The organism is Pantoea sp. A4 (genome assembly GCF_000295955.2).
GTDB classification, from domain to species: Bacteria; Pseudomonadota; Gammaproteobacteria; order Enterobacterales; family Enterobacteriaceae; genus Pantoea; species Pantoea multigeneris.
In genome coordinates this window covers 1-16,863 of record NZ_ALXE01000007.1, presented here as the reverse complement: position 1 = coordinate 16,863, position 16,863 = coordinate 1, and the positions used below count along the sequence as shown (strand labels likewise).

Here is a 16,863-nt window from a genome sequence, read left to right as displayed (position 1 = left end):
CGCCATGTGCGGCGAAAGCTTTCAGGATCAGAAATAATGGCAACACCGATGACACAGGAAGAGGCGCGACGCTATATCGGCGAGATGTTTGTTTACCATATGCCGTTTAATCAAGCGTTGGGGCTGGTGCTGGAAAAGCACGAAGCAGATTTCGCCGAACTGAGCTTTAACAACAAAGACATGCTGGTAGGAAATGCTGCGCAGCATATTTTGCACGGCGGGGTGATTGCGGCAGTTCTGGATGTGGCGGCTGGCGTCGTCTGCGTCAGCCACGCATTGACGCGCCAGCCGACCATTACGGAAGAGGAGCTACGCCAGCGCCTGTCCCGTATGGGCACCATTGATATGCGTGTGGATTATCTGCGCCCTGGGCGCGGCGAGAAGTTCATTGCCAGCAGTACCCTGCTGCGCGCCGGGAATAAAGTGGCGGTGGCTCGCGTCGAATTGCATAACCAACAAGGCGACTATATTGCCACGGCGACCGCCACTTATCTGATTGGTTAACCCGATTGGCTGGTTTCTGGCCGGGCAAAACGCGAAAGGTAACGCGCTAACGCCGGGCCAGTCAGCAGAATGGTGAACAGGCGGAGCGTCTGCATAGCCATAACAAAGGCAATATCCACCCGACTCCCTGCGGCAATAATCGCTACCGTATCTAATCCACCGGGGCTGGTGGCGAGATAGGCGGTCATAATGTCAACATGCAGCACCTTCGTCAGCACCCAAGCTAACCCACCGCACAGCAGCATCAAGCCAATAATCGAGACCACCATTTGCGGCAACGTACGCAGCGCCAGCAAGAAGACCGGCCGGGTAAAGCGCAGTCCAACACTCCAGCCAATCAGCGAATAAGCCACCGCCAGCAACCACTCCGGGACCTGTAAGGTCGCCACACCGCTGCTATGAAGGGCGGCCCCGATAAATGCCGGTAACAACAGTGCGCCCGAAGGAACGCGCAGGCGTGGAGCCAGCCATACGCCAGCCACCATCACGATAAAGGTCAGCAACAGTCCGCTGTGTAATGCGGGAAACCACTCCAGCGTAGCATTTTGCGCGTTGTTCCCTAAACCGATTCGCGCCACCATTGCGGCAGCCGTCGCGACAAACAGCACACGCAGATACTGCATAAAAGCAACCAGCCGCACATCGGCACCAAAATCCCCCGCCATCGCGACCATCGCCGAGGCACCACCAGGAGAAGATCCCCAGGCACCGGTAGCGCCTGGCAAATGGCTAAAGCGCACCAGCATAAAGCCGGACAGCGCACTGGCAGCGAGCGTCAAAATCAGCACCGCAACCACAACCGGCCAGTCGTTGAGTAAAGGAGTGAGGATAGAAGGAGAGAGGCTTTGCGCGATCATACAGCCAAGAACGGCCTGAGCCAGCACGAAGAAACGCTTATCGATACGCACCTTCGCACCGGTCAACCCCATCACTACACCGACAATCATCGGACCCAGTAACAGAGCGGCAGGTACCTGAAAAACCAGCAACAGCATTCCCAACAGCAGCGAGGCGATCAGCAGAATAGCCCACTGAGCCCGCAAAGAGAGATGATCCATGATTCAGCAAATTTTATTAAAACAGGGAGGTAACAGAGTACGCAGTTTCAGTGGAAGGTGCCAGTTCCAGGGGCCAGAGGCGGCCCCTGCGATTGATTACAGCCAGTTACGTCGTTTGAAGTACAGGTAAGGGGCCAGGCCCGCCAGGATCATCAAGCCGATGGCCCAGGGATAACCAAAGCTCCACTTCAGCTCAGGCATCAACTCGAAGTTCATCCCATAGCTGGACGCCACCAGCGTAGGTGGCAGGAACACCACCGACACCACCGAGAAGATTTTGATGATGCGGTTCTGTTCGATGTTGATAAAGCCCATCGCCGCCTGCATCAGGAAGTTCACCTTCTGGAACAACGATTCATTGTGCGGCAGCAGGGATTCGATATCGCGCAGGACTTCGCGGGCCTGTTCCAGCTGGTTCCCCGGCAGGCGCGCTTTACGCACCAGGAAGTTCAATGCACGCTGGGTATCCATCAGACACAGACGTACTTTCCAGCCGATATCTTCCATCTCCGCAAGACGCGACAGGGCTTCGTCATAGTCTTCGCCCTGCTGGCCTTCCATGATGACGCGGCTGAGTTTTTCCAGTGCGCTGTAGATGTTTTCAATCTCATCCGCCAGCTGTTCGATTTTGGTTTCAAACAGGTCCAGCAGCAGTTCAAACGGATTTCCATCCATCAGCGTCTGATTGCGGGCGCGCATACGGTAGAGGCGGAATGCCGGCAGTTCACGCTCACGCAAGGTATAGAGCCGCCCTTCACGCACGGTGAACGCGACAGTGGCGTTGCCCGCGTGGTCTTCAGCATCTTCATAGAAGAAGAATGAGTGGATGTGCAAACCATCTTCATCTTCAAAGAAACGTGCCGATGCTTCGATATCTTCCAGCTCTGGGCGCGTCGCAAGGCTCTGACCCAGCTCGTTATGTACGCGCTGACGTTCGGCCTCTTCAGGTTCGATCAGATCGACCCAAATGGAGTTAGTGAGTTTGTCATTTTCGTCTTCCAGCTCAAGGCGGGTAAGGCGACTTTGATCCAGTTTAAAAGCGCTCAGCATAGCAATACACCCCATGACAGACTAAGGGGGACGAGGCTGATGCACTGCTAACGGTTAGCAGGCACAGCAGATACCTGAACACGACGTACAGGGCATGATCAGTGCTGACTCACGCGACGAGATAGTGCAGAAGGGTCGCTGATAACCGCTAAGGCTACCAGCTCAGGAGGTAGCCTTAGAAGTTATTCCTGATAAACAGGGGGTTGAGCCAGCATCGACTGGGCGTGTCCAAGGCATTGTCCTCTCATGATAATAGTGGGCGCATGTTACGCTGAGACGAAAAAGTCGTCAAGTCAGGCGCTTATTGCTTACACAGCTTCCAGACGCGCATACGCCGCTACCAACCACTTGATGCCCTGCCCCTGAAATGCCACCTGCAACCGGCTGTGCTCGCCGCTGCCTTCAAGGTTGATAATGGTGCCTTCACCAAATTTCGCATGGCGAACACGCTGCCCAAGCGCAAAACCGCTGTCGTTTTGCGTCACTGGAGCGCCCATGCGCTGTGGGCTAACCGGACGGCTCACGCTGGCACGTAACCGCACTTCTTCCACACACTCTTCGGGTAACTCAGCGATAAAACGGGAAGGTCGGTGATACACTTCCTTACCATAAAGACGGCGCGTTTCGGCATACGTCAGCGTCAGCTTTTGCATCGCACGGGTGACACCCACATAGGCGAGGCGACGCTCTTCTTCCAGACGCCCGCCCTCATCCAGCGACATCTGGCTGGGGAACATTCCCTCTTCCATGCCGACAATAAAGACCTGGCTGAATTCCAGCCCTTTCGCCGAGTGCAGTGTCATCAACTGCACCGCATCCTGCCATTTGTCGGCCTGACCTTCACCGGCTTCCAGCGCCGCATGGGAAAGAAATGCCTGGAGTGGCATCAGGTCTTCATCTTCATCCTGATAGCTGAACTGGCGGGTTGCCGTCACCAGTTCCTCAAGGTTTTCGATACGTGCCTGACCTTTCTCGCCTTTTTCTTGTTCGTACATCAGCCACAGGCCGGAATCTTTAATCACGCGGTCAGTCTGCACGTGCAGCGGCAGTTCCGCTGTCTCTGTGGCCAGTGAATCCACCAGCTCGCAGAAACGCTGTAATGCCGAAGCCGCCCGACCCGCCAGGACACGGTCCCGCAGCAGCTCGCGCGTGGCTTGCCACAGCGTCAGCTGTTTTTCCCGCGCGGTCTGGCGTACTACATCCAGCGTACGATCGCCAACACCGCGCGTTGGCGTATTGACCACGCGCTCATAAGCCGCATCATCGTTACGGTTCGCCATCAGGCGCAGATAGGCCAGGGCATCTTTGATTTCCTGGCGTTCGAAGAAGCGCATACCGCCATAAATACGGTACGGCATATTGCTTTGAATCAACGCCTCTTCCAGCACGCGCGACTGGGCGTTGCTGCGATAAAGAATGGCGCAATCCTGGAGCGCATTCCCATTTTCCAGCCAGACTTTAATGCGATTGACCACGAAGCGGGCTTCATCCAGCTCATTAAAGGCGCAGTAGATTGAAATGGGTTCGCCTGCGCTATCTTCAGTCCAGAGCTCTTTCCCGAGACGACCGTTGTTGTTAGCAATGAGGACGTTAGCCGCCTGAAGGATATTCTTCGTTGAACGGTAGTTCTGCTCCAGGCGAATGGTCTCTGCGCCGGGGAAATCTTTCAGGAAGCGCTGGATGTTCTCAACCTGGGCACCGCGCCAGCCATAAATGGACTGGTCGTCATCGCCAACGATAATCACTTTCCCGCTATCGCCCGCTAACATGCGGATCCAGGCATACTGAATGTTGTTGGTGTCCTGGAACTCATCCACCAGAATGTTGGTAAAGCGTTCGCGATAGTGATTGAGAATATGCGGTTTGTTCAGCCACAGCTCGTGAGCACGCAGCAGCAACTCCGCAAAATCGACCAGCCCCGCGCGATCGCACGCTTCCTGATAGGCCTGATAAATCTTCAGCCAGGTCTGCTCAACGGGATTGCCGTAACTCTCAATGTGTTTAGGTCGCAGCCCTTCATCTTTTTTGCCGTTGATGTACCACATGCCCTGACGCGCGGGCCACTGCTTCTCATCGAGGTTCATGGCTTTGATCAGCCGTTTTAACAGGCGTAACTGATCGTCGCTGTCGAGGATCTGGAAGTCCTGCGGCAGGCCAGCATCAAGATGGTGTGCACGGAGAAGACGGTGAGCAAGGCCGTGGAAGGTGCCAATCCACATCCCGCCACCGCCGCTGCCAATCAGTTGATCGATACGATGGCGCATTTCTGCTGCCGCTTTGTTGGTAAACGTCACCGCCATAATTGAATAAGGCGAGCAGTTCTCTACCGACAACAGCCAGGCGATACGATGTACCAGCACGCGGGTTTTACCACTGCCTGCACCCGCCAGCACCAACAGGTTGCTGCGGGGCGCGGCAACCGCATCACGCTGTTTATCATTTAAGCCGTTAAGCAGATCAGAAACGTCCATAAGCACCGTTCACACAAGAGAGCATTAATAACTGGATAAATTTACAGCCATTATACACCTGTCGTACTGCAAGTGACAGGTGATAAGGCCAGAAGCCCGCCTCAGCGAGCAGACGGGAGCAGCGAGGTCAGCGAGGAGAGCTGAGAAATTTCCACATGTGGCAGCAGGCGGGCATCTTTGATTTTCATCAGATTGCCTTCACACAGGTTGATCCAACAGGCCTGTAAGCCACAGCGTACTGCACCCGCCACATCAGTGGTGAGGTCATCACCCACATGCAGGATATTCTCGGGAGCGATATTCAGTCGGCTCGCGGCCAGATGGAACATATCATTCCACGGCTTAGAGCGCCCATCAGGGCCGGCACGCAAAACAAATTCAAAATGATGGTCAATACCGAGTTTGTCCGCCTGCGCATTGCCGTTGGTGATCGCGACCAGCGGGATGTGCTGGGCTAACAGCGTCAACGTGTCATGTGTCTCCTGCGGCATGTCGACCTGGCTACGCCAGTGGGCAAACACCCGCATCACTTCCGCAGCGCCAGCGGTGGCTTCTGCGGCGGACATCCCCACATTCCGCATCGCTAGCTCAACGGCACGACGCCGCCACTCAGTCACATCGTGGTAAATTTCGGGCTCGCTAATCAGCAAAGTATCACGCAGTTGCTGATACTGCTGCTGCGTAAAATCCCGTAATGCCGGATGTGCCGCTTGCAACGCGGCGTGAGATTCAATGGTGGTTTTACGAATCACCGGCAGGTTGTCATACAGGGTGTCGTCAAAATCGAAAGTCATGGCTTTGATGGGACGCAACGCGCGGTAAAACTTCATTCTTTTTTGCCTCGTTTAGCCCGGGGATGAGCATTGTCATAGACCGATGCCAGATGCTGGAAATCGAGATGGGTATAAATTTGTGTGGTAGAGAGACTGGCGTGACCCAGCAGTTCCTGCACGGCGCGTAAATCACCACTGGATTCAAGTACATGGGTAGCAAAAGAGTGACGTAGCTTATGCGGATGCACGTGGCTACTGACGCCCTGTTTGATCCCCCACTCGGCAAAACGCTTCTGCACATTGCGCAGTGAAATACGTTTGCCCCGGCTGGAGAGGAACAACGCATCATCTTCGGCAGCCAGTAATGCGCGATGGGAAAGCCACTGTTCGACCCAGTGCACTGCGGTTTTACCTATTGGCACCCGGCGATCTTTACTGCCTTTTCCCGTCACCCAGACTTCACCCACATCGAGATCCAGATGGCGGCAATCGATATTAACCAGTTCTGAAAGACGTAGCCCACCGCCATACATCACTTCCAGCATCGTGCGATCGCGCACAGCCAGAGGATCGGTAGCGTCAATCTCCAGCAGTTGGTTAACTTCGTCGACATCCATATTTTTTGGCAAATGCCGCGCACTGCGAGGCGTGCTAACGCCGCGTGCCGGATTGGCACTTAACAATCCCTGGTTAACCTGCCAGTCAAGAAAACTTCGGAGTGCTGACAGCCGTAAGGCCAGACTGGAAGGTTGTAATCCCGCGCGGCGGCTGCGTGCCACCATACTGCGGACATGCACCAAATCGAGTTGCTGCCACTCAGTCAGCTGCATCTCTTCTGCCATTTGCGTCAGCACCGCTAGCTGCCGGGCATAATTGCTGTGCGTTAGCGGGCTGAGCTGCCGCTCTACTTTGATGTAGCGCAGAAAGCCTTCAACTGCCTCCTGCAATGGCGCACTCATAGACGAGTAATCCAGCGTGACAGCAGTTCCGGTAGCATATGCGCCAGATGCTGCAGCAGCATCGTACCCATACCCGGCTGGTAATGATGATTATCACGGCTGCTAAATATCAACACGCCCAGATCACCTTCCTGGCCGAGCAAGGACATTGCGACCGAACCCACCGCCTTTGCCTGCGGCAGCAACAGCAGCAGTTCCGGACCGTTCAGTGGCCCAAGATAGTGTTGCTGTTGACCAAAGCGTTGGATGCGCAGGGGTTCAAATGCCTGGCGTGATAGCCCAAGCTGCACAAAGTCAGACGGGGCGCCCAGCGCCCATTGTTCATTAAATAGACGAATGTTGGCACCCGCCAGACCCAGCTCTCGCGCCCAGCGCTGCAAGCGGTTCAGCATATCCTGTAGGGAGTCCGCCGATGCCAGGTGGCCTTGCAAAATCAGTAACCGTTCAAACAGCTGATGGTTAGCGGTGGCTTGCTCCATCAGCAGGGTAATCTCTTCTTCCAGGCGCTGAATATGATTACGCTGGCGCGCCATATGCCATTCCACCAGCGAAACACTGCCGCGTACCGGATGCGGCACCATCATCTGCTCAACCTGACGGGCATTACGAATGAAGAAGTCAGGATTCTGCCGTAAAAAATCACTTACGGCGCTGTCGTTTAGCAGTAATGCGCTCTCCGCCTGTTCTTCTACATTTTTCATAGATGAATAAATCCGTCATAAACGTGAGTGGCGGGTCCGGTCATATACAGCGGCTGTCCCGTGCCATTCCAGGCGATGTGCAACGTCCCTCCAGGGAGATCCACCTGCACTTTGCTCGCCAGCAGTCCCTGTTGGATACCACAAGCCACAGCTGCACACGCACCGCTGCCACAGGCCTGGGTTTCTCCGGCCCCACGTTCATAGACGCGCAGACGGATGTGTTCAGGATTCACCACTTCCATAAAGCCCACGTTGACGCGTTCCGGGAAGCGTTCATGGCTTTCCAGCACCGGGCCAAGGGTTTCCACCGCCGCCGTCGCTACGCTATCCACCTGAATCACACAGTGTGGATTGCCCATCGACACGGCCCCGAACATCACCGTTTGCTCCGCAACGCGCAGCAGATAGAGGTTTTCCGCTTTGTTGGCGCGGAAAGGCACCTGCTGCGGTTCAAAGTTCGGTTCTCCCATATTGACCCGCACCAGCTCATCTTTCGTGACGCTGAGCACCATGCGGCCCGTTTGGGTACTTACGCGAATATCGTTTTTGTTGGTCAGCCCTTTCAGACGCACAAAACGAGCGAAACAACGGGCACCGTTACCACACTGCGCCACTTCGCTGCCATCAGCGTTGAAAATACGGTAGTGAAAATCGAGTTCCGGATCGTAAGGCGGTTCTACGATTAACAGCTGATCAAACCCGACGCCCAGATGCCGATCGGACAGGCGACGAATCAATTCGGGTGAAAAAAAGACGTTTTGCGTCACCGCATCGACGACCATGAAGTCGTTACCGAGGCCGTGCATTTTCGAGAACTGCATTTTCTGCTCCGCCGGGTATGCCATTACTGATTACTTCGCCTGAACGCCAGCTTTGCCGCCGACCATGTCGTTTACCGCTTGATCGGGGGTGTGGGCTACCGCTTTGTTATGCTGATCCGTTTGTTCAGTGGGGAAGTAAAGCGGTCCTTTCAGTCCACAACCGACCAGGCTCGCTAGCGCTAGCGCCATACCCAACAGGCTAACTACTCTCTTCATGCTGATTGCTCTTCTTGTCCTTAACCTGCTGCTTATCATCGCAGTTGAACCCGGAAAAGCAACAGGAATTCCCGCTGATTTCAGCGAGTGGCGCACAACTCAGTGCATCTGAAAACGTGGCAGAAAATCTGCCTGCTCTTTTTCGGGCTGAGCGGCACAGAGTTGGGTCAGCGTCTGACTGCGGAACGGAATCACCTGATAACGCTCTGCAACCTGCACAATTTGATAGAACTGCGGAAGATTGAAGTTGATGAAGCTGGAGCCATAGGTGAAACGATCGTGCGAAGAGGAGTAGAAGCGACTGACGTCACGCACCAGCTCTTCTTTGCTGCCTTCACAATGGTGATAGACCTCAACCCGATTGGCTTCATCAAGGATGTAGATATTGAAACCGCGATCGTCACTGGTATCTTCAAAGAAGAACTGGATGATCCCTTCACTGGCATAGCCGTTAACCACCGGCGGCAGCGGCGTTTGATTAGATTCGACTTTTATCGACAGCCCATGCAGCTTGTTATTGGAGATGGCGCCATAGAACTCCACGGCATTTTCCAACTTTTGCACCGAGACGCTCATCCGCTCAAAGAACAGTCCCCAGGTTTCGCCAGCCACGCGTAAGGCTTTAAAGCGTCCCGGTTCCTGGCGGGTACTGGAGAGACGCAGTTCAACGCACTCAGACACCAGTTGCTGTACACGAGTACGAATTAATCCGCGCAGGTGCTGGCTGTAGCAGAACACTTCAACGGTATCCGGTGGCGCAGCATCCTGATGCATCTTGCCCAGAATGGTTTTTAACGCCTCAATCATCGCCTGCTCACCGCTGAAATGCAGCGTACGCACCTCATTCCACGAGTTGCGATACAGCAGGTCGATACTGCCAATCAGGCATTGCTGCTGTTGACCGAAGCTAAATACATCCAGCTTGCGGAAATCAAAATGCACCACCTGATTGCGGAATGCCGCCGTCGGATCATATTCAAGATTGACGATAATCGACAGGTGCCGGATTTCACATGGGCTATACAACGCTTTTGGCGTTGGCGCTGGCACTCGCAGCGGGAAGTGATGCGAGACATCGTGCACCAACTCCTGCAAGCGCGCCAAATCACACACCTCGTTGCCTTTGATGTGCAAACGGGTTTTGTCCGTGAGCAGGCCATTGAACCAGGCCCAGGCCACCAGTTTGTTGAGGTAACGGTTATATTCCAGCGGCTGATGGCTGATGATGGAATCCATATCCGGTGCCTGATTATACAGATACCAGCCAGCACGATTTGCTCGCCCAGCAGGGACATGAATAAAGGTCAGATTCGGCTCTGACAGGTCAGGCGATATTTGTGGATTCACCAGCGTGACTTTGCCGGGCAGCGCTTCGAATGCGGCGTACAGTTTACGCGTCAGCACGCCGATATCTTGCGGGCTAGCGCTGACGCTTAAATTGTTGCGACGGGCAAAACGGATCAGATTGCGATAGCTCTGCATCATCGCATCGAGCAGTTCATTGTGCGCTTCGCGCACCCGTTCGATTTTCCACTCGGCGCGATTATCGAGAATCGCCAGCTTTTCGCTATCCCAACCCCAGGATTTGACCAACTGGGCGAGGATTTCACGCCGCCACGCGGTGCGGTCGTGGTGCTGTTCATGGGAAAGCTTTTCGCACACTTTGAGATAGAAACAGCGGCGAATCAGATCAAGGCGCGGTTGATCATCAATGCTGGTGAGATAACGCGTCACGCGCTCCAGCATCATGCAATAAGGATCGAGACCGAACGAGACAATTTCGCCATCGTGCAGGCGCTGTTTAATGTCCATCGCCAACAGTTGGGTGTTGGGGTATTCCCAGCTGTACGCTTCCAGCAGCAAGGTTTTCAGCACCGCTTTGTACGGTGAATCAATGCTTTTATACAGCTGCCACAGGCTGGCACCGAAATACTCTTCTGCTGAGAGCGTGCCCAGCCCGCCTAAATCCAGCCATTCGTTCGGCGTTAACACACCCTGTGCATACAATGACATGACGTAGTCATCGTAGTGGTGCTCCTCTTCGTTCGGCACCATGTTCCACAGAATACGCTTACCCGCCATACGGACTGCCGTACGGTAGAATTCATCTAACAGCAGGATGTGTTGGGTTGATCCGCAATCTTCTCCGCCGAGGCTACCACTTTCATTGTGGCGGAAGCGGTTCTCATCGATCAGGAAGAAGCTGACTTCCATGCCCAACGACAGGCACCATTTTTCCAGCAGCGTACATTTACGCCGCAGGTTCATGCGCTCTTCGTTATCCAGCCACGACTGGTGGCAGACCCAGATATCGAGGTCAGAGACGCTGTTTTGTCCCACGGATGAGGTACTGCCCATGGAGTAAATGCCGGTAATCGGCATTTCGCCCTTGGCAGGGGGAACAACGTGCAGATCGTCGCCGCCGATGAGCTCAGCCAGAAGCTGCTGCTGATTTTCATCGGGCGTATAGAAGCTGATGCCATGGGGAACACTACCTTCGAGGTAGCCCGGCATTAACGGATGATGATGATGTAACAGGGTTGGCAGCAGAGTGAAGACGTGCCGGAAAGCAGGCCCCATAGCAGCCAGTGCGCGGTCTACGCGCAGCTGGTTGATTGCATCCAGTCTCTGTTTCAGTGTCTCAATGTAGAGGTACAAGACGTTTCGCCTGATTGTCCGGATTGTGTAAGCACCGTGTTTTCATTCTCAGCCTTGGTGTAGTTAAATTATGCGGCTGATGAAAACGTGATCAATCTAACACTTGAGAGATTGACCGTAAAGAAAGTTGCGCTACTTAACATTTTAGCACGTTCTGTCTGGCATTCCGTGCTTTTCAGACTAACCCCTTCAGCCACCTTAATCTACCAAAAGGAATCGAGGGTCAGACCCATTTCAGTCCTTTGAAACTGACAGCATTCCCCTATCGATGATAGGATAATCGATGAACGATCAAAATGGTTAACAGAATGTTAGACAAAATTTTCAGAATTGCTACAAGGCAAAGTCCTCTTGCGCTGTGGCAAGCACAATATGTCCAACAGCGCCTGATGGCCGCCTGGCCGGGGCTGCGCGTTGAACTGGTGCCAATGGTCACCAAAGGGGATGTGATCCTGGATACACCGCTGGCTAAAGTCGGTGGCAAAGGCCTGTTTGTCAAAGAGCTTGAGGTGGCAATGCTGGAAGGACGTGCCGATTTAGCCGTGCACTCCATGAAAGACGTTCCCGTCGAGTTCCCGGAAGGACTGGGCTTAGTCACGATTTGCCAGCGTGAAGATCCGCGTGATGCCTTTGTTTCTAATCAGTACGCTTCCATTGACGAGCTGCCGCAAGGCGCAGTGGTGGGTACCTCCAGCCTGCGTCGTCAGTGCCAATTGAGCGCACGTCGCCCGGACCTCATCATTCGTTCGCTGCGTGGTAACGTAGGAACGCGTCTGGGGAAACTCGATGCAGGCGAATATGATGCCATTATTCTGGCCTCTGCCGGATTGATCCGCCTCGGCTTAGAAGCACGCATTCGTCAGGCACTTCCAAGTGATATCTCTTTACCCGCCGTGGGCCAGGGTGCCGTCGGCATTGAGTGTCGTCTGGATGATGCCGAGCTGATTAATCTGCTTCAGGCGCTGAATCATGAAGACACCGCGGTCTGCGTCCGTGCGGAACGAGCCATGAATACCCGTCTCGAAGGCGGATGCCAGGTGCCGATTGGCAGCTTCGCAGAACTGCATGGTGAAGAGCTGTGGCTGCGCGGGCTGGTTGGCTCGCCGGATGGTAGCAAGATGATCAGTGGTGAACGTCGCGGCACACGCCAGCAGGCTGAGCAGATGGGCATCTCACTGGCGGAAGAGCTGCTAAATAATGGTGCACGCGAGATCCTGCGCGAGGTCTATCAAGGGCAACCGCCTGCATGACCATTCTGGTGACCCGCCCAGAGCCGGCTGCCAGCCAACTGGTTACCCGTCTGCAAGCGGCGGGTAAACTGGCGTGGTCACTGCCGCTGATTGAGTTCGCTCCGGGCGGCGATCTCCCCCATTTAGCACAACAGCTACAAGCGCTTAAGCCAGGCGATCTGGTTTTCTTGCTTTCACAGCAGGTTATCTTTCATGCTCACCCCGCAATGCAGCACGCCGGGGCGGCATGGCCGACCATTCCCGACTATTATGCCATTGGGCGCAGCACTGCCCTGGCGTTCCACACCGTCAGTAATTTACCGGTTGAATACCCTCAGGCAGAAGAGACCAGTGAAGAGCTGGTGCGACTTGGCCGCTTGCACAACGTAGCCGGTAAGCGGGCTTTACTGCTACGCGGCAACGGTGGCAGAACCCTGATTGCAGATACCCTGAGCGAACGGGGGGCAAATGTCAGCTTTATTGAGTGTTACCAACGCCGGGCAAAGCAGTATGACGGTGCATTTGAAGGGCACCGCTGGCGTAACCGGGGTATTGATACTCTGGTCGTGAGCAGCGGCGAAATGTTACAACAGCTGTATTCACTGTTCCCCACCGTTGACCGTGAGGAATGGTTATTACACTGTCGGCTACTGGTCGTCAGTGAACGTTTGGCTACGCTGGCAGCCGGTTTGGGCTGGCAGAATATTACGGTAGCCGATGGTGCCGATAACGATGCGCTGCTGCGCGCGTTACGCTGAACTTAACAATGGGATGTGCCACAATGACGGAACACAAAGACTCCTCCGCCATGGTTGAAGAGACCACCCCAGCGGAAAAAAGCCTCTCATCTGCTCAGAACCCGCAGACCCACCAGAAGAAAAATGGTGGTCTGGTGCTGGGCGCAGTTGCGATTGTTATCGCACTGGCGCTGGGAACCGGTTTATATCTGCATGGGAAACAGCAGGCCGATTTGCAGGCACAGGTTAATCAACAGCTGAACGATCAACTCAGCGCGTTGCAGCAACAAAATAACCGTGAAAATCAGCAGCTGGCTCAGCAGCTTGATAGCGCTAACACTGCGCTACAGCAGGCTCGTAGCCAACAGGAAGCCACTGCGAAAGCCCTGGATGATTTACGCCAGCGCGTGGCGATGATTTCCGGTAATGATGTGAACACCTGGCTTATTTCTCAGGCTGATTACCTGGTGAAACTGGCCGGTCGCAAGCTGTGGAGCGATCAGGATGTCACTACCGCCGCCGCCCTGCTAAAAAGTGCGGATGACAGCCTCGCTGATATGAACGACCCAAGCGTGATGAACGTACGTCGTGCACTGACGGAAGATATCAGCACGCTTTCCGCCATCAGCCAGGTCGATTATGACGGCATTATTTTGCGTCTGAATCAGCTCTCCAACGGCGTGGATAATCTGCGTCTCGCTGACAACGACAGTGATGATTCGCCGATGGACAATGACAGCGGAGAACTCTCCAGCTCACTGCGTGAATGGCGGCAAAACCTGGTTAAAAGCTGGCACAACTTTATGGATGACTTCATTACCATCCGTCGCCGCGATACCACCGCTCAGCCGCTGCTGGCCCCTAACCAGGACATTTATTTGCGGGAAAATATCCGCTCGCGTCTGCTGATTGCCGCACAAGCGGTGCCACGTCACCAAAATGAAGTTTATAAGCAGTCGATCGATGCCGTTTCTACCTGGGTTCGCGCCTGGTACGATACCAACGATGCGGCTACCAAAGCCTTCCTGAGCCAGTTGGACGATCTCAGCCAGCAGAGCATCAATATGGATCTGCCAGAGAGCCTGACCAGCCAGCCACTGCTCGATAAACTGATGCAGACACGCGTGCGTAGCCTGATGGCACAGCCCTCTGTCGCGCCACATCAGCAGGGAGGTTAAGCATGTTAAAAGTGCTAATCCTGTTTGTGTTACTCATCGCCGGTATCGTGGTAGGACCGATGATTGCCGGTCACCAGGGCTACGTGCTGATCCAGACCGACAACTGGAACATTGAAACCACCGTCACCGGCCTGTCGATCATCCTGATTGTGGCACTGCTGATCATCCTTGGCGTTGAATGGCTACTACGCCGCCTGTTTATGACCGGAAAGCGCACGCGCGGCTGGTTCAGCGGACGTAAGCGCCGTCGTGCCCAGCGTCAAACGCAAAATGCGTTGATGAAACTGGCGGAAGGTGACTACAAACAGGTAGAAAAACTGCTGTCACGGGATGCTGATCATGCTGATGTGCCGGTAGCTAATTACCTGTTAGCGGCCGAAGCGGCGCAACAGCGTGGTGATGAAACGCGGGCAAATCAGCATCTGGCACGTGCCGCCGAGCTGTCTGACAATGACACCATCCCGGTCGCGATCACTCGCGCACGTATTCAGTTGGCACGTAATGAAGATCATGCGGCGCGCCATACCATCGATCGCCTGCTGGAAGTTGCTCCGCGCCATCCAGAAGTCCTGCGCCTGGCAGAACAAGCCTATGTCAGAACCGGTGCCTGGAGTGCGTTGATCGATATTCTCCCCGCGATGGAAAAAGTGCAGGTCGCCACAGAAGATCATCGTCTGGCGCTGCAACAGCAGGCATGGCTGGGCTTAATGAGCCAGGCAATGGCCGATCAGGGTAGCGAAGGCCTGAAGCGTTGGTGGCAGAATCAGAGCCGCAAAACGCGTCAGGAAACGACACTCCAGGTCGCAATGGCTGAACATCTGATTGAGTGCGATGACGCAGATACTGCACAAAGCATTCTGCTGGAAGGGCTAAAAAAACATTACGACGACCGTCTGGTGTTACTGATGCCCCGCATTCAAAGCGGCAATACTGCGGCGCTGGAAAAAGCCCTGCGTCAGCAGATTAAACAACATGGTGCCACGCCATTGCTGCACAGCACCCTGGGCCAGTTACAGATGCGCCACGGTGAATGGGAACTGGCGGCGGAAGCGTTTAAGCAGGCGCTGGCACAGCGCCCTGATGCGTTTGACTACGCCTGGCTGGCTGATGTTTACGATCATCTGCGCCGCCCGGAAGACGCAGCAACCATGCGTCGTGAAGGGTTGTTGCTGACGCTGAAGAATAATCCAGGGCAGTAAATCTCAAGACAGTTAAAAGCCGGGTCTATAGCCCGGCTTTTTTACATCATAAAGTAAAATCAATCCGCCGCCCTCCGGGCATATTTACCGCCAGAGTCAATTCCCCTCCCAGCGCTTCTACATATCGTTTCAGAGTGGCAATTTTTAAATCTTCCCCTCGGGATTCAATCGCGGCTACAGAGGGCTGGGCAATACCCATCGCTGTTGCCTGCTCACGCTGGGTCTTTTCCATCGCTTCACGCAGCTTAAACAGCTGGGTGTCTAGCCGCATTTGAGCGACTTTATCACTCACCTGCCGCTGTTCATCAGGGGTAAGCGTTGCACGGAGATCGTCTAATGTTTTCATTTTTTCCCTCTACTCAAAGTTTGAAGATGCCGGTAATACTCCTGCTCTGCCGTTTTGATCATTCTCTGGTAGAAAATTTTTTCTTGCTTACCCGTCTTATTCCCTGCACACAGCACGATTGCACATCGACGGGGATCAAACACAAAAAAACAACGCACTGGCCTACCTTTGCTCTGTACTCTCAGTTCTTTCAAATTGGTCAGTGCAGAGCCATAGAGCGTATCTACATGAGGCCGAGACAGGTTTGGCCCATCCTGCTCAAGTAGCGTCAACGCGGCAATCACATCTAGCTGTATCTCATTATCCTGCTGATCAAACCAGTTGGAGAAGTTATCCGTTACTTCAATCGTCCACACGTCGCATTATCCTGATAGATTTTAGACTATCGGGAAGATATAGACCACAGACTATTATTACAGCAGGACACGGCTTGATTTACCGCATTGCAGCGGAATTCAGGGCAAAAAAAAACACCTGCCGAGGCAGGTGTAAGGATCAGGTCGGTTTGACAACCGAAAGGTGCCCGACTCAACGTATTGTCCCTTACTGCTGTAAGGCCCAAGCGATACAGACAAACCGGACAACAGGCACCCAATAGGGCTCTGCATCATTCCTGGGCTTATGTCGCCGAAGCTGACATAAAAAATAGAATGAGCATCTACACGCTAAGTATTGCACAAGCCGTGCCAGAATGGCATAAAATGAATTTTTTACTTATTTATCAGCAACATAAAAATAAAGATGATTGATACAGTATTTGCACCGCACCGGCTCAGGTGTCGCTGGTTAACGACAAACGGTGCAAAGAAAGGTAAGGATGTTATTTATCAATGGGTTAAACGTCACCAGATAGCGACATCAACCAGAGAATAAAGCGACACTGTGGGCGGTGGGTTTATGACAGACGAAAAAAAACCTGCTTTTTCAAGCAGGTTCTTCGAATTGGTCGGCGAGAGAGGATTC

The 16,863-nt window shown here is 54.1% G+C and carries 17 protein-coding genes; 5 read left to right on the top strand and 12 right to left on the bottom strand.

Annotated elements, in window-relative coordinates:
- Positions 1-48 precede the first annotated feature (48 nt).
- Positions 49-504: a thioesterase family protein gene (locus B880_RS0101750; RefSeq protein WP_370659879.1), complete on the top strand. Its 456-nt coding sequence runs from the start codon at positions 49-51 to the stop codon at positions 502-504.
- On the opposite strand, the gene B880_RS0101745 is transcribed toward B880_RS0101750, so the two are convergent.
- From B880_RS0101745 to B880_RS0101705, 10 genes are all read right to left on the bottom strand, one after another.
- Entirely contained in the window at positions 501-1,562 is a 1,062-nt protein-coding gene (locus tag B880_RS0101745; protein WP_017345665.1) for an AbrB family transcriptional regulator, read from the bottom strand. The two genes, B880_RS0101750 and B880_RS0101745, sit on opposite strands and share 4 nt — an antisense overlap.
- A gap of 96 nt (positions 1,563-1,658) precedes the next feature.
- On the bottom strand, positions 1,659-2,612 hold the full coding sequence (corA, locus tag B880_RS0101740; RefSeq protein WP_017345664.1) for a magnesium/cobalt transporter CorA: 954 nt from the start codon (positions 2,610-2,612) through the stop codon (positions 1,659-1,661).
- A gap of 175 nt (positions 2,613-2,787) precedes the next feature.
- Entirely contained in the window at positions 2,788-2,844 is a 57-nt protein-coding gene (gene ysgD / locus B880_RS27285; RefSeq protein WP_369410970.1) for a YsgD/CorL family protein, read from the bottom strand.
- Positions 2,845-2,920: 76 nt separating this feature from the next.
- Positions 2,921-5,083: a DNA helicase II gene (gene uvrD, locus B880_RS0101735; protein WP_017345663.1), complete on the bottom strand. Its 2,163-nt coding sequence runs from the start codon at positions 5,081-5,083 to the stop codon at positions 2,921-2,923.
- 101 nt (positions 5,084-5,184) lie between these two features.
- Positions 5,185-5,913, bottom strand: coding sequence for a 5-amino-6-(5-phospho-D-ribitylamino)uracil phosphatase YigB (gene yigB, locus B880_RS0101730; RefSeq protein ID WP_017345662.1), 729 nt, complete (start codon positions 5,911-5,913; stop codon positions 5,185-5,187).
- On the bottom strand, positions 5,910-6,815 hold the full coding sequence (xerC, locus tag B880_RS0101725) for a tyrosine recombinase XerC (RefSeq protein WP_017345661.1): 906 nt from the start codon (positions 6,813-6,815) through the stop codon (positions 5,910-5,912). The genes yigB and xerC overlap by 4 nt, the downstream gene beginning before the upstream one ends.
- Complete coding sequence (locus B880_RS0101720; protein WP_017345660.1) at positions 6,812-7,516, bottom strand: DUF484 domain-containing protein; 705 nt, start codon at positions 7,514-7,516, stop codon at positions 6,812-6,814. The genes xerC and B880_RS0101720 overlap by 4 nt, the downstream gene beginning before the upstream one ends.
- On the bottom strand, positions 7,513-8,337 hold the full coding sequence (dapF, locus tag B880_RS0101715; protein ID WP_026042366.1) for a diaminopimelate epimerase: 825 nt from the start codon (positions 8,335-8,337) through the stop codon (positions 7,513-7,515). The genes B880_RS0101720 and dapF overlap by 4 nt, the downstream gene beginning before the upstream one ends.
- Before the next feature lie 30 nt (positions 8,338-8,367).
- Entirely contained in the window at positions 8,368-8,553 is a 186-nt protein-coding gene (gene lptM, locus B880_RS0101710) for an LPS translocon maturation chaperone LptM (protein ID WP_017345658.1), read from the bottom strand.
- Between the two features lie 99 nt (positions 8,554-8,652).
- A complete protein-coding gene (locus B880_RS0101705; protein WP_017345657.1) occupies positions 8,653-11,211 on the bottom strand; it encodes a class I adenylate cyclase in 2,559 nt (852 codons plus the stop codon).
- A gap of 308 nt (positions 11,212-11,519) precedes the next feature.
- On the opposite strand from B880_RS0101705, the gene hemC reads away from it, so the two are divergent.
- From hemC to hemY, 4 genes are read left to right on the top strand one after another with little or no spacing between them, the layout of a single operon-like run.
- Entirely contained in the window at positions 11,520-12,461 is a 942-nt protein-coding gene (gene hemC / locus B880_RS0101700; protein ID WP_017345656.1) for a hydroxymethylbilane synthase, read from the top strand.
- Positions 12,458-13,198 (top strand): uroporphyrinogen-III synthase, encoded by a 741-nt coding sequence (gene hemD / locus B880_RS0101695; RefSeq protein WP_017345655.1) that lies wholly within the window; start codon positions 12,458-12,460, stop codon positions 13,196-13,198. Before hemC ends, hemD begins: the two co-directional genes overlap by 4 nt.
- Positions 13,199-13,221: 23 nt before the next feature.
- Positions 13,222-14,355 (top strand): uroporphyrinogen-III C-methyltransferase, encoded by a 1,134-nt coding sequence (gene hemX, locus B880_RS0101690; protein ID WP_017345654.1) that lies wholly within the window; start codon positions 13,222-13,224, stop codon positions 14,353-14,355.
- 2 nt (positions 14,356-14,357) lie between these two features.
- Positions 14,358-15,554 (top strand): protoheme IX biogenesis protein HemY, encoded by a 1,197-nt coding sequence (gene hemY / locus B880_RS0101685; protein WP_017345653.1) that lies wholly within the window; start codon positions 14,358-14,360, stop codon positions 15,552-15,554.
- Between the two features lie 46 nt (positions 15,555-15,600).
- Here the strand turns inward: hemY and B880_RS0101680 are convergent, their stop codons facing one another.
- Positions 15,601-15,900, bottom strand: a complete 300-nt coding sequence (locus tag B880_RS0101680; protein WP_017345652.1) for a helix-turn-helix domain-containing protein — start codon at positions 15,898-15,900, stop codon at positions 15,601-15,603.
- On the bottom strand, positions 15,897-16,256 hold the full coding sequence (locus B880_RS0101675) for a type II toxin-antitoxin system RelE/ParE family toxin (protein ID WP_017345651.1): 360 nt from the start codon (positions 16,254-16,256) through the stop codon (positions 15,897-15,899). Before B880_RS0101675 ends, B880_RS0101680 begins: the two co-directional genes overlap by 4 nt.
- Between the last annotated feature and the right edge of the window lie 607 nt (positions 16,257-16,863).